General features: G+C 34.7%; 18 protein-coding genes. 14 read left to right on the top strand and 4 right to left on the bottom strand.

The genetic code is table 11. From position 1 onward, the window contains the following. Positions 1-81: 81 nt before the first annotated feature. From AC0UBM_RS02065 to AC0UBM_RS02020, 10 genes are all read left to right on the top strand, one after another. Entirely contained in the window at positions 82-432 is a 351-nt protein-coding gene (locus tag AC0UBM_RS02065) for a hypothetical protein (protein WP_038529913.1), read from the top strand. A gap of 2 nt (positions 433-434) precedes the next feature. Beyond that, the gene (locus AC0UBM_RS02060) at positions 435-1295 is read left to right on the top strand and encodes a hypothetical protein (protein WP_475687457.1); all 861 of its coding nucleotides are present in this window, start codon (positions 435-437) and stop codon (positions 1293-1295) included. After that, positions 1296-2429 carry an adenylosuccinate synthetase gene (locus AC0UBM_RS02055; protein ID WP_475687456.1) on the top strand — a complete coding sequence of 378 codons (1134 nt, stop codon included), beginning with the start codon at positions 1296-1298 and terminating at the stop codon, positions 2427-2429. A 60-nt stretch (positions 2430-2489) separates the two neighbouring features. Further along, positions 2490-2906 (top strand): hypothetical protein, encoded by a 417-nt coding sequence (locus AC0UBM_RS02050; protein WP_475687455.1) that lies wholly within the window; start codon positions 2490-2492, stop codon positions 2904-2906. A gap of 91 nt (positions 2907-2997) precedes the next feature. Continuing rightward, positions 2998-4056, top strand: a complete 1059-nt coding sequence (locus AC0UBM_RS02045; RefSeq protein WP_475687454.1) for an SMI1/KNR4 family protein — start codon at positions 2998-3000, stop codon at positions 4054-4056. 43 nt (positions 4057-4099) lie between these two features. Then, the gene (locus AC0UBM_RS02040) at positions 4100-6586 is read left to right on the top strand and encodes a hypothetical protein (protein ID WP_475687453.1); all 2487 of its coding nucleotides are present in this window, start codon (positions 4100-4102) and stop codon (positions 6584-6586) included. Between the two features lie 3 nt (positions 6587-6589). After that, positions 6590-7249, top strand: coding sequence for a DUF1266 domain-containing protein (locus AC0UBM_RS02035; RefSeq protein WP_475687452.1), 660 nt, complete (start codon positions 6590-6592; stop codon positions 7247-7249). Further along, positions 7246-9495 carry a tetratricopeptide repeat protein gene (locus AC0UBM_RS02030; RefSeq protein ID WP_475687451.1) on the top strand — a complete coding sequence of 750 codons (2250 nt, stop codon included), beginning with the start codon at positions 7246-7248 and terminating at the stop codon, positions 9493-9495. Before AC0UBM_RS02035 ends, AC0UBM_RS02030 begins: the two co-directional genes overlap by 4 nt. A 27-nt stretch (positions 9496-9522) precedes the next feature. Continuing rightward, positions 9523-11490, top strand: coding sequence for a tetratricopeptide repeat-containing sensor histidine kinase (locus AC0UBM_RS02025; RefSeq protein ID WP_475687450.1), 1968 nt, complete (start codon positions 9523-9525; stop codon positions 11488-11490). 5 nt (positions 11491-11495) lie between these two features. Next, on the top strand, positions 11496-12131 hold the full coding sequence (locus tag AC0UBM_RS02020) for a response regulator (protein WP_475687449.1): 636 nt from the start codon (positions 11496-11498) through the stop codon (positions 12129-12131). A gap of 64 nt (positions 12132-12195) precedes the next feature. Here the strand turns inward: AC0UBM_RS02020 and AC0UBM_RS02015 are convergent, their stop codons facing one another. Then, positions 12196-13188 carry a hypothetical protein gene (locus AC0UBM_RS02015; protein ID WP_475687448.1) on the bottom strand — a complete coding sequence of 331 codons (993 nt, stop codon included), beginning with the start codon at positions 13186-13188 and terminating at the stop codon, positions 12196-12198. Between the two features lie 152 nt (positions 13189-13340). Here AC0UBM_RS02015 and AC0UBM_RS02010 point away from each other — a divergent pair, with 152 nt between their 5' ends. Next, a complete protein-coding gene (locus AC0UBM_RS02010; RefSeq protein ID WP_475687447.1) occupies positions 13341-13736 on the top strand; it encodes a hypothetical protein in 396 nt (131 codons plus the stop codon). A gap of 165 nt (positions 13737-13901) precedes the next feature. Here AC0UBM_RS02010 and AC0UBM_RS02005 read toward each other — a convergent pair whose 3' ends face one another. Together AC0UBM_RS02005 and AC0UBM_RS02000 are read right to left on the bottom strand one after the other, a co-directional pair. Then, positions 13902-14303 (bottom strand): hypothetical protein, encoded by a 402-nt coding sequence (locus AC0UBM_RS02005; protein ID WP_475687446.1) that lies wholly within the window; start codon positions 14301-14303, stop codon positions 13902-13904. A gap of 23 nt (positions 14304-14326) precedes the next feature. Then, positions 14327-15016, bottom strand: a complete 690-nt coding sequence (locus AC0UBM_RS02000) for a hypothetical protein (RefSeq protein WP_475687445.1) — start codon at positions 15014-15016, stop codon at positions 14327-14329. Positions 15017-15245: 229 nt separating this feature from the next. On the opposite strand from AC0UBM_RS02000, the gene AC0UBM_RS01995 reads away from it, so the two are divergent. The 3 genes from AC0UBM_RS01995 to AC0UBM_RS01985 all read left to right on the top strand — a co-directional run bounded on the left by AC0UBM_RS01995 (position 15246) and on the right by AC0UBM_RS01985 (position 17536). Beyond that, complete coding sequence (locus tag AC0UBM_RS01995) at positions 15246-15758, top strand: peroxiredoxin family protein (protein ID WP_475687444.1); 513 nt, start codon at positions 15246-15248, stop codon at positions 15756-15758. Between the two features lie 9 nt (positions 15759-15767). Next, the gene (locus tag AC0UBM_RS01990; RefSeq protein WP_475687443.1) at positions 15768-16916 is read left to right on the top strand and encodes a hypothetical protein; all 1149 of its coding nucleotides are present in this window, start codon (positions 15768-15770) and stop codon (positions 16914-16916) included. A gap of 140 nt (positions 16917-17056) precedes the next feature. Further along, positions 17057-17536 (top strand): hypothetical protein, encoded by a 480-nt coding sequence (locus AC0UBM_RS01985; RefSeq protein ID WP_475687442.1) that lies wholly within the window; start codon positions 17057-17059, stop codon positions 17534-17536. Positions 17537-17737: 201 nt separating this feature from the next. Here AC0UBM_RS01985 and AC0UBM_RS01980 read toward each other — a convergent pair whose 3' ends face one another. After that, entirely contained in the window at positions 17738-19195 is a 1458-nt protein-coding gene (locus tag AC0UBM_RS01980; protein ID WP_475687441.1) for a RagB/SusD family nutrient uptake outer membrane protein, read from the bottom strand. Positions 19196-19204 lie beyond the last annotated feature (9 nt).

The raw sequence follows: 19204 nt of genomic DNA, 5'->3' as shown, positions 1-19204 counted from the left end.
AACAAACACAAATCTTAAAATCACAGTTTTCAGGGATAAAAACCACACAGACTAAACCGAACTTTGTTGAAAACCTTTTTTATGGAAGAGCAAGTTAAAAGTGCTGCGTTTTTAGAATCTTTAAAACGTAACAACGAAAAAATAAGAGACGATCGTGCAAGTGCTATTGCAGAAGATGCACAACTCATGTACAAACGCGAAACCGAAGATTTAGCCTTGTCTTTAAAGCGCCTAAAACGTGAACAAGAGAACATGCTAGATATGAGTCCGACAGACGCAAATAGTTTGGTACTGGCATCTGATTTTGATGCTAAAGATTATGTTGCCAAAGACTTAGAGATGTCTGTAAAAATTAGAAACTTAGAAATAAAATTAGAATTAGCTAAAAAGCGTTACGCTCACTTATTTGGTGGTACAATAAACGAACTATAATTATGGGAGGAGGAAGATTTAGTAACGATGCATACGCACGATTAAGAAAATCTAAAGACTATAGTAATAAGTCTAGAGAAGAAATATTTACATCCAGACAGATAGATCCTGAAATGGATCCTACAAAAGCGCTTGTTAGAGAGTCTCGAGATTCTGAAGAACATCCTGAAACAGTATCTATCATAGTGGCATTAGATGTTACCGGAAGTATGGGTTTTGTACCCGAACATATTGTAAAAGAAGCGTTACCAGATTTAATTGGCTCTTTAATGGAAGCTGGAATTGAAGATCCGCAAGTGCTGTTTTTAGGTATTGGCGATTTTATTTACGACAGTGCACCGTTACAAGTTGGGCAATTTGAATCTTCGGCAGAATTATTAGACCGTTGGTTGACGCGCGTATACTTAGAAGGTGGCGGTGGCGGAAACAATCAAGAAGGTTATAATTTGGCTCATTTATTTGCGGCACGTCATACGTCGATTGATTGTTGGGAAAAAAGACAACAAAAAGGCTTTTTATTTACTATTGGAGACGAACCTGTATTTCCTACTATTCCTGCAGAAATCATAAAAAGATACACCTGTACTAATGAGGCAGAAACAATTACTACCGAAGCCATTATTAAAGAAGCACAAGAAACCTATAATGTGTTTCATATGCATTTAGAGCATAACGAATGGTCGAAACAAATACGTCGAAAAGGAGATTGGAAAGCGCTTTTAGGCGATAATTATATAGAAATTCCAGATTATAAAACGGTAGCAAAACGTATTGCAGAGGTTGTGATTCAAAATCATAAACCGAGTACGGTAACACAAACAACATCGAACAGTACAGATGTTGATGTAGAAAACATGTTATAAATGACAAGATGTAGTCTCGTTATAGATTTAGGATTTGGTGATGCTGGAAAAGGGTTAACTACCGAATTTCTGGCATCGCAACATCCAGAAAAAAGTCTGGTGGTACGATTTTCTGGCGGACACCAAATTGGACATACCGTGAGTACGGAAAAGCTAACGCATACGTTTAGTAATTTTGGTTCGGGAACCTTGTTGGGCGTACCCACCTATTACTCGGAGCACACTACCCTATTTCCGCCTGCCGTTTTAGACGAAGGTGAATTTTTAAAAACCTATCAGCCTAAATTGTATGTGCATCCGCTGGCGATGATTACTACTTTTTATGATATTGCCTATAACAGAGCGCTGGAAAAACAACAAAATAATGGCTCTTGTGGTTTGGGTTTTGGAACTACTATCGCGAGAAATAAAGAAGAGGTATATCTTTATGCGAACGATTTACAATTTAAATGGATTTTAAAACAGCGTTTACAGAGTATCAAAACCTATTACGATACTAAGTTAAAAAGTCAATCGAAGTCTGTTCAAGAATATTATAAAAACGAACTAAAAGATTATAAAGACGACTATTTTATAGACAGTTGCTTAGCCATTCAGAAGTTTTATAGTGTAGCAACACTTTCAGAGCTATCTACGACGTTCGAGCATTTTATTTTTGAAGGCAGTCAGGGCATTTTACTCGATACCCAACATGGCTTTCATCCGCATACCACCTGGAGTTATACCACGTCTAAAAATGCAATTCAGCTTATTAAAAATCATATAAAAACCATTTCAGAAATTGACATCTACTATGTGTCACGCTGTTATCAAACACGTCACGGTAATGGTCCTATGGCTGAAACCGAAGCTGTAACGCTTCAGAATAATGAAAATGAAGCGAATGTGACTAACGAATTTCAAGGCGAATTTAGAACGCAAGCTTTAGTCCCTGAACTCCTGAATTATGCCTTGAGTTGCGATGCCATTCATCATCAAGATTTAAATATTAACAAGCACTTCATGCTAACCTGTTTAGACCAATTACCTCATTTTTCTTTTAATAACTTGCTTCAAAAATTAGATACAACATTCCATACTGTTTACGGAAGTTACGGACCAAAACGAGAATGTATTCAGAAGCTTTCAGACTAAGAGTTTAAAGAATTCAACACAACGTTAAATGATTACATACAAAAAACACTAAAATGTATTATGATAAAAATAGACAACGACTCTGGAATTGAATTAAGTTCCAAATCAAAATATAAACCTTTAGTTTTTGCACTATTTATGATAGGGCTTTGCCTAATTTCCCTACAAGATATATCTATAGAATCAGTGATTCCTTTAGGCTGTGCCATCGTATTTTTTGGTATATATGTCTTTAACAAAAAGCTTAAAGTTTTTAAGTTTTTTGAGACCCATTTCGTGTTTCAACCAGGAGTTATAGGCAAAACAACTGTGCCTTATAGCGCGCTAAAATCTTATGCGATTGTAAAAAAAGTGATCGTAATCACCTATCAGAATCCGAATGAAAAAGAAAAGAAAATCAGATGCCTTGTTAGTCAGATTGAACCTAAGCATTTTCCCTTATTAGAACGCACCTTGAAAAGTAAAATTAGTGATTAAACAAGTCGCTTGTTTTATAAAATCACTAGTTTCAGTGATAAAAATTACAATGTTCCAAAGTACCTTAGCCTTCTAAATTTACACACGTAAAATGACCAATTACACCGCATATTCAGATAATTTTAAAGGTTTACAATGGAGTGATTTTAATTTTGAAATCCTTCAAATAGATACCTTTCCTGTCCTAGAAGACCCTTATTATTATAGTAACAGTTTTACATTTAGAGATGCCCTTTTAGAAGCTATTGAAAAACATTCAGGAAAACCCGTCTTTAAACTCTTATTTATTACGCCAGATTACATCAGTATTCACAAATTTTATGGCATTGCTTATCTTGAAGGTAAAATGGTTTACGCCTTTGAAATAGAACAAACACCGCTTTTTGAAGAATGGTGTGACACTATATTAGATGAAGACTCAAATGAAAAAACGCTAACATCTTCTGTGTATTCTTTTGGACAAAATAGTTTTAGCTCACAACCTATTAGCAATTTAAAGCACATCACCTTCCAAGAGCATACAGGTGCTTTTATTAATCATTTTATTCCCAATCAGTTTATAGCCGAAAAATTGGCAAAAGAAAAGGCAGATTTTTTAGCGCCGTTTATTCAGCTGGAAGCTGGTATAGATATGAAAGCCTTGGTAGAATCTTTCGTCGGTTTAATTTCTGAAAAAGGATTAACCCTTCATCCGCCTACAAATAACGAGGCCATTTATAAAACATTTGAAAAAGAAGCCGGCTATCCGTTTCCGCAACTCATAAAAGACTATTTAAGCTTGCATAACGGCATTGACCGTTGTGCCATTATGGGTGCAGAAGACATGTATAACGAATGGAAACAATGGAAAGATATTTATGACGATTGGACACAGGAAGAGTTGTTGGATACATACTCTACCAACGAAGGGAAAGCGCTATTAATGTACACCACACCCTATTGGATTCCGTTTTTCGATTTAGAAAACGGGAATTTCCTAGCCTTCGATTTTGCACCCAATACCAAAGGAACAGCCGGACAAATTATTCGTTTTGGTGCCGACCAAGAAATTGGATTTATCGAAGCCGACGACCTCGTTTCCTTTTTTGAAAGTTTAAGAAGACCAGATAGCGAAATTGAAGACAACGAATGGTTTTATATCGCCAAATAAGGATATTAAAAACAGTATTTAAATTTTGAATAATCCCCAGCATATGTCTGCGATTTATAAAGAACACATATTACCTCAATTAAGCACAGCATCTTTTGAACCGGCTGAAGTAAAAGCCCTAATTCAAGCTTTAGAAGCTTTAAATGCCACAGATTATGACGCTTATCACACTCTAAAAAACAATACTGATTTAGAACATGTAACGGCTATTTTTACTGAAAATGTAGCGCAACATATTTATTTTTATCCGAAATTGTACGCTAATGAAGAGCAAGGTTTAGACTTTATTGCTTCTTGGTTACCACTGTTAGAAAAAGGATTTTATCCTGATGAAAAAAGCACAAATAAACTCGTAGAATTTTTACAGTTTAGTCTGAGTTATTTAAATTCCGAAACTGTTTCTGAGAATTTGAAAACCCAAGTATTTCAGGTACTAAAACATATCGTTCTAAGTGAATCTGAAGCGTCCTTGCCTGTTGCTCGTTTTTTGGTGCATCACATTTTTGATATTCGAGATGTGTTGAATTCCGATTTTTTAATTCAGCAGTGTCTTCAACATGCAATTTTAAATGAAACCTATTCGGTAGTGCATTCCGATAAAACTATCAGTACGTTTTCATTTAAGATAGACAACCATTTTATAGAACATTTCTTTGAAAATGATTGGTTAAAATTCATCAGTAAATTTCACTACATATTACCAGTAGGACGGGTTTATATGCCAGGTGCTTACGATTTGATGTTGCCATGGTTTAGCCAAGAATTAGCACTATTTTACAAAGACCATTTAGAGCAAACCTTTGAACTTCATAAGGCTTTAAAAGAACGTCTGATTTTTGGTGAAGTGAAAAGTCTTGAGTTACTCAATATAAAAACCTCTGAAAATAATTACCCCGTAATCGTTGGTTTAGAATCTAAAGTTTGGGATGCTGGCGATGTGTTATTATTCAATAATCGTGATAAAAATATTCCGATACTACAATTAGATGGTTGTTATATGAGATTTATACATTGGTTAACTGCCGATAGCGGAAGTCATTTTTATACAGAAGCTTTTAAAGATTATGGGATACATATTTTAAGCGAAAATTCTGCCGAAGCTCTCCCATTGCAATGCATTCCGTTTTGGTTCAATACCTGTCATCCCAAAACAGGAATTGCGAATCAAACGGAAACGTATAACACCGTATTTTCAAAATTATTAATTGAAGATTGTAAAGACGTACTTCCTACGATGCGTTTTCAACATAAAGATTTTCAAGCGACTGGAGCGTTTTTAATTCAGAACGTGTTTCAAACGCAAGACAACTTCAAAGGTTGGCTTGAAGACTTCAAAAAAGCAGGTCTTAAAAATCCGTTAAATCAGTTTTTAGTCCGCACGTTTTTTGATGCGCGCGAGGGGTTAGCAGAGTTATACACTACAGAACAGCAAGAAATTTTACAAGTATATTTATTAGCTTTAGCCTATTCTGCAAGAGACACTAATAATGCTATTAGAACACAACATTTACCATTTATAGTAAAGACACTCGCGACCTTATGTTTAGAGCCAGGGAATTTTACACGTGTTAACGAGATTTCGGCACTAAAAAATATTGATGCTTGCGTTGAAGACCTTTGTAACGACTTTGCACGCGGACATTATATTAATGAAAACCGTCCGCTTAACCTCAGTATTATTCAAGCTTGGTTTAATTATCTGGGTGATTTTTATTACAGTTCCGGACAAGAAGCTGTTTGGATTTCCGATGTTCTAAATACGCAAGGCGTGCGCACTGCAACCTATTTTAATGCTATGGAAGACGATGTCAGTTTCTTTTTAGACCGGGCCATACATCGTATTATCACCTTTCATAGAAAATGTACACTGAAAGCACTCGATAATTCTATGTTAGGGACTATTGCGACACAAATTGAAATCTATTTAACCGATTTTCTAGGTGCGTTAGACAAAGACAAACTCAATGCAAATACTGCAAAATATCTGTATGAATACAGTAAAGGTAACGAAGCAGGTTTTAGCAATCTAACTGAATTATTAGTTGCTATTGAAGGGTTTTATGGCATGCACTTTAAACAAGAACCAATTTCAGAACTTAATACAACTCTAGAACCTATGCCATCCATTAACATAGAGATGGAGGTTGTTGAAATCAACCAAAAATATATCGATGCAGTACTTCATAATCTAGAAAATTATAGAACATCCGGTAATTGCGATACGGCACTTTTACAGCCTCTAGATGAGAAAATAGAAGAATTTAAAACTTGGTTAACAGATGATAAATCAGGAATAGAAGCCAAATTTACCCAAGTGCTGTATATGACCTTACTCGACACCGATTTAGCACCCAGAACAGCATCTGAAACCTACGGAAATCTTTGCAGAAGTATATTTGTACATCTAGTAAAGGACACTAAAATGGCACCTTCCTACGCCATGGGATTACAAGCGATGGCGAATTCCGGTGCCTATTCAGACCACCTAAAAACCGCTTTATTAGACGTTGTTTACCAGTTAAAAGCTTAAAACATGACACAAGATATTACACCCGAAATCCAAGACCAATTAAACTTATCCGCCTTGATTTTAAAGAAAAATCATAAACATGCCGACTTAACAAGTTGGTCTGGTTTTGACTTAGAAAACGACATGCAAGTGAAACAAGCCAAACGGCTTTTAAACCTGTACGGTATAAAATCTGGTTTGCATTTACGCAATAGTTTACAACGTTATGAAAGCGGACAAATGGTCTCACATAAGTTCGAAAAACTAGCAATAGAATTTCGCATGAGTACTACAACCGACTTTGATGCCAAATACAATGCCGAAGAAAACCCGAGTACAAAAGGCATCTATAAAATGGTGTGGAAATATCGTTTCAGCCTAAGGAAAGAGAAACTTATTGGTTACGAAATGGCATATTATATTTTTCAAATGCGTTTGGGTCACGTTTTAGGTTTTATAGACACAGACGAAATGATTTTACGTTTAGAAGAAGCGCATGACACCGTTAAGTCGACCTTCTCCAGTTGGGGTGATTTTCACCGAAATGTGTGTTTGGGAGACGAATACGTATTAGGAACAACAGAACAAGATATGAGTAAATTTCCTGGAACAGAAACGTTATGGGAATGCTATCAACGTTTACATATAGAACACGCCGATTGGTTTAAAACATGGAAAAAATGAGGTTATCAAGACAAGAGGTTATAGCACATATTGAGCGTGCAGAAGAACTGTATAAAGCCAATCTTTATATGCATTTGCAACCTCATATACGTGCTATACAAGATAATATTAAAGCTATAGAAGATAGGTATGCAGACCTTGCCAGATATTATCGCATTTACATGCTGTATCTTGGTGCTTATGAAGAGATAAATATAGAGGTCCTACAATCTTATTTAGTAGGTTTAGGAAACATGAATCACGTTGAAGCTTCAGATTACGAATATGTGTGTAGCTACTATAAACAATGTGACGAATCGGTATATCAAAAAGCAGTTATGTTATATCCGTATAACGACAAGTTGCACCTGCATTATGCTTTAAAATTACAATTTGAAAACCGTTTTTCGGAAGCCATTCTTATTTTGAAATACGTTTTAGAATGTTACCCTGGGTTAACAGAAGCACGTCTGTTACTTTGGGATATAGAATCGGCTCAATTAGAATATTTATGCACATCTACAGAAGAAGCCGATTGTTACGAGCTGTTAGATTTAGCATCAGCTACACATAATAAAACCGTTTTAAAAGGGTTACAATTAGACGAACGTTTAGACCAAGCCAGTCAGAATTTAGCACGTATTCAAGTGGACTTATGGGAACGTAAAGCTTCCGAAAATCAAAAGCAATGGGTGTCCGAATGGCGACTTCTAGAATTAAATCTTACCACGCGTATTTTATTAGCAGATTATGCAAAAACTTTTATGAAGTACGATATGGTATCGCAAATTTTAAGCGCACCAGAGCAACCTAAATTTCCTGAAGAAGAATATAGTACTTTCGAAGACTATCAAGCCTACATGCAAGCCTTGGCAAATTCGGGTTGGCAATTGGCACAGCATCAATATGTATTGATAGGAAATTCGTCATACTATTATTCAAAAAACAAAAAAACCTTAGAAATTTGTGTTGAACGTGGCCTGGCTTTAAATCCTAATAACCCAGTACTACTGGTCTTAAAAGCAAAGTCTTTTTTCTTTAATTTAAATTATCAGGAAACCGGACAAGCCTATCACGAAGCCTATAGAAACGGGCTCCGAATGAGTGAATATTTGTTTTACTTATTAGAAGTGAATAGCCGTATAGAAAGCTGGCAAGGTATATTAGATATAGTGGTACAATTTCATAGACGAAAAACGCCAACGCTTAAAACCTTATTTTTTCAAGCCCGTGCCTTAGTGAAATTAGGACGATTCGATGAAGCTCATGAGGTGATTAATGAAGCCCTTAACGATTTTCCGTTACCACAACATTCTTATGCTCCTTGGTTGTATAATTTGCGTATGATAATTCACAAACATAATCAGAATTTTACAGCATTTTTTGAAGATATGTACTCCGAAATTAATTTTTATGAGATTGGAGATTCCGACTATTGTAGCACCATGAATATGTGTGTAGAAGCTCTTATAGAAATGGGCGATTACAAAGAAGCGCATAAATATGCGATTTATAATTACGAGCAAGAACAATTGGCACCCGAATTATATACTGTATTTCAGTGGATTTGTTTTTACGATTACTTACCAAAACCAGAAGATTTACCTGCCGTTAGCGCGGAAGATTTAATAGACCAGCCCACAACATTTTTAGAATACAGAAACAATGGGTTTATGCATTGGATGTTAGGCGATAACACTGCCGCATCTACTAATTTACAAATGGCATCTACCCTAGCCACTAACAAAGCCTATTATTTAAAATTAGCATTATCGTGTGCAAACGAAGGTTTTGGTGATAATGAACCTGCCATTACACTCTGTGAAACCATTCAAAATCAAGTGCCTCAAGCGCAAGATTGGAAATTAGGTTACGATTATGCAAATTTGCTACATCAAGAACAACGATACCACGAAAGTTATGTGGCCTTTGAAAAGCTCCTGCAAAATTATCCAGATTATTCCTTTTTTCAATTCGAAAAAGACGAATATCATGTCTTGTTAAAAGTGCTAAAAGAGGCTTCTAAAGGTGTAGGACATATAGAAGATTACACCAAATACAACGCCATGTTTTTAAGTAAAGACCAACCCGCTGAAAATGCTATCTTAGAACATTTAGAGATTGCAAATTCAACTTGTAATGACGACTTATTTTTACGACATAATTTACTAGAACGCGTTTTTAAACTGGATATCGAATTTGAAAATGATGAACTTGAAACGTTAAAAGAAATCAAATCTAGAATAAGAAATGCATATTTCGCTTAAAGGTATTAAGTTTACCTATTTATTTAAATGAAGCTGATTACAAAACATCATATTTTACTTGCATTGGTATTCTTAGGAATAATCCATGTCACTTTAGCGCAAACGGCGAGAAATACTCCTCGCCTAGATTCTCTGGCTCTAGAATATCAAATTAACTTGAATTCTAATCCGCAAATCGCTAAGCAAGCCGCAACAGCGTGGCTCGAAGAAAGCAGAGAATTAGGGATCGGTCTTCAAGAAGTTCAGGCGCTTTATGCCCTGGGGAATCTAAGTAATGTTACTGGGGATTATAAAAATACGATTAAGTATACCACTCAAACTATCGATTTACTGCATAAGCTCAATATTGAAAAAGGTTTAGCAGCCTGTTACAATATAATGGCGTTAGCTTATAAAAACTTAGGAGAATATCCCAAAGCGATCGATAATTTTATGCAATGTTTAAAGTATTCTAAACAGACAGAGAATCAAGTTCAAGAAGCCAATGCGTATCAAAATATAGCCACATTATATCTCCTGCAAGAAGAATATAAAAAAGCGGCAGAAAACCTAGATCGTGCGGCAAATCTGTATCGTGAAATTGGAGATGACGATGGTGTGCTTACGACCTTATTTAATTTTGCTAATATTTTAAAGGAAGAAGGGAAATTTGATCAGGCACGAACACATTACCAAACGGTTTTAGGATATAGAGAAAAAGAAGGTAATAAAGCCGTTGTCGCTTATGTAAACATTAACCTTTCTCAGATGCTTGTGGAAGAAGGCCGTTGCGAAGAGGCTGTAATTGCACTTAAGAAAACATTGGTCCTTTTAGAAGAGTTAAATTTCACTTCGGACATTACTATAGTGTTAAACGATTTGGGACTTTGCGAATCTAAATTAGGACATACAAAAGAGGCCATAAAATATTTTCAAAAAGCCTTATCTATAGGTGAAGAACAATCGTTAATTAGATACAATTCTAATATTTATAAAAACCTTTCACAACTGTATCAAGATGACGGTAATTATAAAAAAGCATTAGAATTTTATCAAAAAGGCGTGGCAACCATAGAAGATCAGAATGCTTTAGATAAAGAAAAATATGTAGCCAATATTCAAGAGCGTTACGAAACGCAATTAAAAGGGGCGCGCATACAACTCCTTGAAAAAGAACAAAAATTAAGTGATGCCGAATTGCAAAAAGCAGAACTTAAAGTGAAACGTCAGCGCCTCATTAGAAATGTGTTTATCATAGGATTTATACTGGTATTACTAACCTTAATTGTGCTGAGATTATTATACATTCAGCGTTTACGAGTGCAAAAAGAGTTGGGTATTCAGCAAGAAGAAAACGCAAAACAAAAGATTAATCAGATGATGAACGATCATAAATTATCTGTTATTGAGCGTTATCAAGAAGGTCAGGACCAAGAACGCGAACGGTTTGCTAGAGAAATTCACGATGGTATTGGAAGTGATTTGGCCGGAATACGGATTGCTTTTGAGCATTATGCCGAAAATCACGAAGACAAATCGCAGTCTAAGCGTATTTCTAATGCCATAAACAATGCGTGTATCGATGTACGTAGTTTGTCGCATCAGCTACATCCACTACCCTTTTCTAAAATTGGATTTACGAGTTTTTTAAGTGATTTCATTAGTCAGATTACTCAAAAATCAGACATAGACATTAAGACGTATTTCTTCCCCGAAGAAGATATCGATCAGTTACCACAAGATATCTTAGCCGATGCTTACCGCATTGTACAAGAATTAATTAATAATATTTTAAAACATGCCGAAGCCTCTCACGTCGATGTACAGCTTACGCGACATACCGATCATTTAAACATTGTTATTAATGATGATGGTAAAGGCTTTCAGAAAGGTAAAAAACATGGAATTGGACTCCGAAATATTAAAGAACGTTTACAAAAAGTAGAAGGTTCTTTAGACATTGATAGTAGTCCTGGACATGGAACGTCTATTACCATAGATATTCCTCTAAAATAATAATTATGAATAAAATAAACATCATAATAGCAGACGATCACTTAATGTTTCTTGAAGGTATTAATACCATTTTAAGCGACATGGAAGAAATTGGCGACGTGCATTTGGCCACCGAAGGCAAACAAGTGGTTCGCTTACTTAATCAGTTTGAAATTGGTTTAATAATAAGTGATATTAGCATGCCAAAAATGGATGGTATTGAATTGCTTACCGAAATTAAAAAGAAGTACAGTCATGTTAAAATTATTATGTTAAGCATGTTAGATAATCACAGAACGGTGCATAAAGTGATTCAGAAAGGTGCCGATGGATTTGTGCCTAAATTTACCAGTAAAGAGGAATTACAAAAAGCAGTACGCACAGTTTTAGGCAACGAACAGTATTTCTCCGAGGTGATTAAACAACGCTATATGGAAAGTGTTTTTGAACGTAAAAAATATAAAAACATAGAATTGTCGCCTCGCGAAAAAGAGGTTTTGTCCCTGTTGGGAGACGAATTAACTTCTAAAGAAATTTCAGAAAAATTATTTATTTCGGTGAATACCGTAGAGACGCATAGAAAAAATATTCTGTTAAAAACAGGCTCTAAAACCACAACAGGAGCCGTTAAATATGCCATAGAATCTGGTTTATTTGACTAATACAAAAAGAGACTTTAAAATTTAAAGTCTCTTTTTTTTATCCAAAACTTAAAAGCAACGCGCATTATTTAGTTCTAATACCCTCCGCTTCTATAGTACTTATAATTTGTTTTAATTCTTCACTATACGACGTGGTATCATTCTCGTCGGTTAATAACTCGCCGCGATATATAAATTTAGTATCTAAATCAAAGTACACCACATAAATTCCTGTTTGCGGGTTTTTCCATTTACCATTTCCGTTATTTACAATGCGCTTATCTTCTAAATATTGTATCCAAGCCCCTCTAGATAAAGTGGATTTATCCATATAAATTTTGCTGTTTTCAGTCGTTTTAAAATATGGATACGGCACTTTCAATTTAGCATGTATATGTTTAAAAACCATGGTTTTTAAACTTTCAAACCCCTTCGCCTTTTCGGATAAAAACATAGGGTTCTGGATCCGTTTACTATCTTCAATATCTAACGGGATGATTAAAAAACCATCAGGATGACTAGCAGTTTTAACGAGTAAACGAAACTGATAACCTGTGTTTAACGTTTCATAAGATTGATTTAACCGATCTATAAAACGTGGTATCACATCTTCTAAGACTTCAGGTTTTACATCGTCATTAAAATTCAGCTCAATAGATTCTGTTGCAAAAGTTATTTCAGGAATTTCATCTTTAAAATCGGCTTTAACAGTTTGTCTCGTTTCATAACGTATTACAGCGTCTTTGTACAAATCATCTACCGTCATATTATCAGAACTAGGATACATGGGTAGGGTATCGTTTTCTAATATATGTTTCAGATTAAGGTGCGTATAAAATGCTATTTCAGGAATCTCCTTATCATAAATAAGCATGCCGTACATATTAGGATCCATGGTTGCCGCGTTAAAAAACAGTGTTAAATCGCTAAAGCCAAGTTTACCATCATATTTTTGTTGCAGATAGTCTTCTAAATTTTGAACCGCTTTTTTTTTAGGTATCCCGATATAATTCGCACAACCTGCAACTATAAGCAGGACAATTAAAATGCAAATAACAGATAAAATTGTAATCTTCATAATACTCTAGTCTATCATATAAATGTAGCGCAATATTCATGCTAAGCCCTCACTGAATTCCGTGAGTTTAAATATTCCCGTAAAGACGGTGTTTTTCCGCCAATGGGTTACAATATCTTTGAGGAAATAATTAAACAAAAAAACCTCAAATCATGGGATTACAAGAAAAAAGAGCAGCTAAATCTATAGAAGATCAATATTTAGGAGCGTACCAAAAAGAAATTAATGAGATTGTTGGTAAAGAATTACCAATTAACATTAACTGGGATACGTTTGAAATGGATTTTATAAAATTTGTACCAAGCGTATGTTTACAACGTCTTACTGATGGTATAAAATTGGTTTGTAAAGACGATATGGGAAAAGAAGCTATGGCAGAAAGTGTAAATTCTATTGAAGTATACTGCATTCCGAATGAAGGTGCCGAAGCAAACAAAGAATTAAAATTAGAAGATGGTATATTTTCTTTAACAGCATGTTGGGGTGGTCATCACAGTGGTTATTTTATAGACTTAACCATCCGTGAATATTTAGAAAATAACTTATAGTATTACGCAATTGTAAAGACTAATCTAAACCGAACAAAAAGGGAAAGCTTAATACGCTTTCCCTTTTTGTTTGCCTGAATAATTTTGAAATCACTCTAAAAATTGACATAAAAAAGCCTTTAAGACATGTATCTTAAAGGCTTTTTCTATGATGATATATTGTGCTTAATTTAGTTTTACATCGTTTAAAACGACACCAGTTAAAATTGCATTAAAGTAATAATCTTGAGACTGTACGTTGTTCTCTGAAAATGATTGACTGTAATTATGAATTATAGCATTATCAAACACAAAACTTACAACAGGTTGCTCTTGATTCTGATAATAAATTTTTAAACTCCCAGACCAGTCACCTGGTTTGTGAGATAACCATTCTAAAAATAGCGTACTCATCTCGTTTCTCATCGCTCCGGATAAATTTACATCTACCCCTCTTTCTTGTTCTTCGTTCGGATAATACGTAGAGGAAAAACTGTAGTCACATTGTGAAAGCTTAAATAGCTCTTCGGTATGTTCGTCTTTTTTAATTATTAATTCTATACGCTGAATTACATTTAATTCTGTCATGATCTTAATTTTTAAGTGATGGTTTAAAGTCCTTTTTCTATTAAACTTTGTAATGTTGTGGCTTTAGGATAGCTTTTTAATCCTTTAGTTGTATCTATAGTAAGAACAACACCGTTTTTATTTAAAGTAGATGTGTTTTTATTACCTAAAGTAAATTCTACTGTTGAAATTGCAGCTGTAAACGCTTCTTTTGCTAAATGATCTGAAGCGATCTTAGAAAGTGTTTCCTTTAGTAACGATAATACTTTTGAAGCATAATACTTATCCAGATCTTCTGGAGTGCCATCGTATTTAAACGCTATATAAATTTCTTTGTCCAATGCCGTTTGCACTTCTAACTCTAACGCTTTAATATCTTTTTTAAGCTGAAGTACTGTAGGGATTTCACTAGGATCTGGTGTAAACGGAATTTTACCATCAGATAAAAGATAGCCATATTTATTTACATTGCTAAACGATATGGAAGAGATACTATGCACTTGAATATATTGAAACTGTGCATCACGATCGTAAATATCACATAAAAGCACCACCTTTTTCTCGGCATCATAGTTTACAAAAAAACCAGAAGCACTGTCTCCATGTGTGCAAATAGTCACTTTAGGCATACGTGGTCGGTCTTCTTTTCTTTCTATATCTGCTATGTCTTGAAGTATATTTATAACCTGATTAGTATCTAATACAGGGAATTGTAACATTGTTTTAAAATCCATAATTACATATTTTAGTTTCATACAAAGTTGAACCAATACGTTTAATTTTTTCTAACCGTTTTCAGTGATATTTAAATATCAATTAGCTGAACAAAGAGAAAAACAGAACAGTTAGCGGTAAGCCTCAATTTTCTAAACGTATTCTTATCCTTTATTTTTAAAAGACTAAAAACATTTTTTACTATAGCCACTAAATTTTATTAGTTTTACCATATTCAATTAAAAAAATATGAAATGGCTCTTGGGAGTTTTAAGTACATCACTGATATTGGTGTGCTCCTGTCAATCTCCTAAAAAAAAGGTAATAGGAAATTCTAATCAAACTGAAGCCTCTTTAAGTCCTGAATTAATCACAACGCATTATAGAGATTTAAATGGGAATCCAGTTTACTTGGAAGATTACAAAGGCAAAAAGCTGTTGCTTAATTTTTGGTCTACACGCTGTAAACCTTGTGTAGAAGAAATGCATACACTAGAACGTGCTAAATCAGATCTAGAGACACAAGATTATATGACCATTCTTGTATCTAATGAATCTGTAAAAGAGATAGAAGCTTTTAAAGTACAGCATGGTTTCGATTTAGATTATATACAATATACCGGCAACCTCGCCGAGTTAAAAATTTATGCACTTCCCACAACTTTTATTTATAATGAAAAGGGAGAGAAAGCAGGAAAGATAGAAGGAAAATACAACTGGAACTCCTCCAATACCATTGAAAAACTTAAAGAATTCAAATAAATAAAACAAATGAAATCGCTTAATCTACTTATTTTAGTCACCTTATTTTTATCTTGTAATTCCAATAAAAAGAAACCTGTACAGCATAAAAAAGAAGATAAAATTGTACACGCAATAGATTTCCCTGGCGATATAAAAAGTGAGCTACCACATCTTACATCTAACCACAATAGTTTGATGCTATCTTGGGTAACACGTATTAATGATAGTACTACACAGTTTAATTATTCTAGTTTAATTAACCAAAAATGGGTCACTCCAAAAACCATTATTACAGGAACCAATTGGTTTGTAAATTGGGCGGACTATCCATCGATTACAGCAAACAACGGCACGCTATTAAGTCATTTTTTAAAGAAATCCTCGGAAGACACATTCGCGTACGATATTAAACTAAACCTACTTTCTGAAGACGCATCGGACTGGCAAACAGAATTACCTTTGCATACAGATGGCACCAAAACGGAACATGGTTTTGTTACCGTATTACCACTAAAAGAGAATTCATTTTTTGTGACGTGGTTAGACGGACGAGATATGGCTATGGATCATGAAGGGGAACATATGAATCATAATGGGAATATGTCTATTAGAGCGGCAGAAGTATCTCAAGACGGTGTAATTAGTAATCAAATACTTTTAGACGGAAAAACATGTAGTTGTTGCCAAACTACAGCGGCAATTACAAGCCAAGGACCAATTGTACTTTATAGAGATCGAACAGATGAAGAAATAAGAGATATTGCAATTACAAGATATACAAATGGAACATGGACCGAACCCCAATTTATTCATAACGATGGGTGGCAAATAAATGGATGTCCTGTTAACGGACCAAAAGTAGATGCTATAGATAATACTGTGGCAGTGGCTTGGTTTACTGCAGCACACAGTACGCCTTTAGTAAAACTTGTATTTTCTGAAAATGGTGGTGCAGAATTTTCAGAACCTATTATTATAAGTGATGCCGCTGTATTAGGCCGTGTAGATATTGAACTTATAGATCATGAACAGGCCATTGTAAGTTGGATGGAAACAGAGGACAACACTACGTATTTAAAAGCCATGAAAGTAAATAAATCGGGAGTAAAATCTATGCCTATTAGCATTAGCGCATTAAATGATTCTAGAAAAACTGGATTTCCACAAATGCAATAAAAAGGAGATAATATGTACTTTGCATGGACCTCCATCGCGAACGATATACCAACTATTAAAACGGTATTTGTTCCTATCGAACAGTTTTAAAACAGTACATATCCTTAAGTTGTGCATAATATTGACAAACAAAACGCTGAATGAAAAAAACTATATATTTAATTGGAATATTTCTGCTATTCGGACTTAAAATCAATGCGCAGGAACTGACTTGTGAAGACTTTAAAATCGGACAATTTTATATTCCTGAAACGCCTGAAATGGCAAAATATACAATCGTTGAAAATGATAGTATTTCGGAATTTTCACCTGAAAGAGATAAAACGATAAAAAAATATATTGTAATCCGAGAAATAGGAACTCAAATAGAATGGAAAAACGGAATTGGAAACGGAAATCCTGAATATGAAATAATTGAGTGGATCGACGACTGTACTTACCGACTGACTTATGACTCTTCAAAATCGGAATTGGAAGAAGGAAAAAAATGGGTAAATGACAATAACGGAATTGTTGTCTCGAAAACAAAAATTGAAAATAAGTGTCTGTATTATACAGCAACTATGACAACAAATGACGGACAAAAAATTTCGCAAGACGGCATAATATGTAAGGAATAAAAATACTACGCACAACAATGTATAACCGCAATTACAGCGGATTCGACTACGTCCGAATCCACTCGGAATTGCTAAAGTCTATGCTAAATCGAAAATTAACGCATATTAACCCGTAACAGACGGTTATACAAAACCGTTAAAAACAAAAAAACGGCAGAGTTATACTCTGCCGCTTTTTATTTAAATGCTTCTAAGCCTGTATTAATAGCCTATAGTTTGCGCCATACCAGAAGCTTCAATTTCACTAGCTGGGATGGGATAAATGGTTTTTGGAGACGTTGCCGATATATTTAAATTATTAGAGTTTAAACCAGTATTTACATGATCACGTTCTAATCGTGTAATATCGGTTCCTGTTCTAATATAATCGTAAACCCCATGTCCTTCTAGAGCTAATTCACGATTACGCTCTTCAAAAATTCGCACTTTAAGCGCGCTCCCTGATTCTGTAGCTTTAGACGTTTCAAAATTTGTAGTGCGCTTATTAATTAAGGTATTTAAATAGATTAAAGCTTGAGCCTCTCCTCCAGTCGCACCATGCGCACAAGCTTCTGCTGCAATTAAATAAATCTCCGAAAGTCTAATTACGGGTATATTATGAATACTAAGACCAGAGCCTCCGTCTCTATTAATGTACTTAACAAAAGCCGCTGTTGTACCCTCTTTATCTTCGGTTAAAAGGGTTGCTCTTGGATCACCTTCATATACATTTAATAAATCGATAAATGCCTGGGTCGCAATAACATCTCCTTGTCCGCCATCACGATAATCAAACTGAGCGCCTAAACCATTACTCCCTACAGAGTTTTCATTATCAATACTTATTTCAAAAAGAGACTCACTCGTATAATCATTAAACACGTAAGAATTCACATCCATAAGATCGGATTCACCTTTAACAGCTAAAACCTTTTCAGCAAATAATAACGCATTTTCCCAATCTTGCTTGTACAAATATATTCGTGCCAATAGGGCATGTATTCCAGTTTTTGTGATGTACTTTGTACTTCCTACAGTCCACGTATCGTCTGCAATAACCGTTAAACTTAAATTTAAATCTGTAATAATCTGTTCGTAAGTTGCTTCTAAACTACTACGATCAATCACAATTTCTGTCGCACTTAATTTTAATGGCATGCCCTGCGCTTCTCCACCTTCTTTTATATAAGGATACGAGAAGGTTCTTGCCAAATCGAAATACACCATACCTCGAAGCGCAAGTGCTTGCGCTTTAATTTGGACTCTATCGGTATCGTCACCTTCGGCTGTATCAATGTTATCTAGAATTAAATTTAGATTTCCTATAGTCTTAAAACACTGCAACCATAAGTCTTCTGCACTACCATTATTATTGCTACTTTCTTCGTATTTATACTCGGTTTGTTCGTAATCTCTAGGATTGTAAATGGTTTTTACAAATCTAAAGTTTGGACTTTTCACAGCTGCACGTTTGTACAAAATGCGGCCCAAGTAAGCACCATCAGAAATTTCGTTATAAGATCCGGTTAATAGACTTTGTAATTTTTCTACAGAATTAATTACTAAATCTTCAGAAATCACATGGTCCGGCGTTTGTGTTAGTACATCTTCGCTACAGCTTTGAAGTGCGAAGAGTAATGCAACCGCAACCATTACTTTTATATTATTTAAATATTTCATTTTATCTCT

The organism is Formosa sp. F44, from assembly GCF_056238645.1.
The sequence above is the reverse complement of the archived record's forward strand: the minus strand, read 5'-3'. Positions and strand labels throughout refer to the sequence as shown.

Bases quoted from the DNA above. Each gene is read 5' to 3' on its own strand.
- AC0UBM_RS02005 (WP_475687446.1), bottom strand. From the start codon at position 14,303: ATGACAGAATTAAATGTAATTCAGCGTATAGAATTAATAATTAAAAAA.
- AC0UBM_RS02050 (WP_475687455.1), top strand. From the start codon at position 2,490: ATGATAAAAATAGACAACGACTCTGGAATTGAATTAAGTTCCAAATCA.
- AC0UBM_RS01990 (WP_475687443.1), top strand. From the start codon at position 15,768: ATGAAATCGCTTAATCTACTTATTTTAGTCACCTTATTTTTATCTTGT.
- AC0UBM_RS01980 (WP_475687441.1), bottom strand. From the start codon at position 19,195: ATGAAATATTTAAATAATATAAAAGTAATGGTTGCGGTTGCATTACTC.
- AC0UBM_RS02000 (WP_475687445.1), bottom strand. From the start codon at position 15,016: ATGGATTTTAAAACAATGTTACAATTCCCTGTATTAGATACTAATCAG.
- AC0UBM_RS02065 (WP_038529913.1), top strand. From the start codon at position 82: ATGGAAGAGCAAGTTAAAAGTGCTGCGTTTTTAGAATCTTTAAAACGT.
- AC0UBM_RS02025 (WP_475687450.1), top strand. From the start codon at position 9,523: ATGAAGCTGATTACAAAACATCATATTTTACTTGCATTGGTATTCTTA.
- AC0UBM_RS02030 (WP_475687451.1), top strand. From the start codon at position 7,246: ATGAGGTTATCAAGACAAGAGGTTATAGCACATATTGAGCGTGCAGAA.
- AC0UBM_RS02035 (WP_475687452.1), top strand. From the start codon at position 6,590: ATGACACAAGATATTACACCCGAAATCCAAGACCAATTAAACTTATCC.
- AC0UBM_RS02045 (WP_475687454.1), top strand. From the start codon at position 2,998: ATGACCAATTACACCGCATATTCAGATAATTTTAAAGGTTTACAATGG.
- AC0UBM_RS02020 (WP_475687449.1), top strand. From the start codon at position 11,496: ATGAATAAAATAAACATCATAATAGCAGACGATCACTTAATGTTTCTT.
- AC0UBM_RS02060 (WP_475687457.1), top strand. From the start codon at position 435: ATGGGAGGAGGAAGATTTAGTAACGATGCATACGCACGATTAAGAAAA.
- AC0UBM_RS02055 (WP_475687456.1), top strand. From the start codon at position 1,296: ATGACAAGATGTAGTCTCGTTATAGATTTAGGATTTGGTGATGCTGGA.
- AC0UBM_RS01985 (WP_475687442.1), top strand. From the start codon at position 17,057: ATGAAAAAAACTATATATTTAATTGGAATATTTCTGCTATTCGGACTT.
- AC0UBM_RS02040 (WP_475687453.1), top strand. From the start codon at position 4,100: ATGTCTGCGATTTATAAAGAACACATATTACCTCAATTAAGCACAGCA.
- AC0UBM_RS02015 (WP_475687448.1), bottom strand. From the start codon at position 13,188: ATGAAGATTACAATTTTATCTGTTATTTGCATTTTAATTGTCCTGCTT.
- AC0UBM_RS01995 (WP_475687444.1), top strand. From the start codon at position 15,246: ATGAAATGGCTCTTGGGAGTTTTAAGTACATCACTGATATTGGTGTGC.
- AC0UBM_RS02010 (WP_475687447.1), top strand. From the start codon at position 13,341: ATGGGATTACAAGAAAAAAGAGCAGCTAAATCTATAGAAGATCAATAT.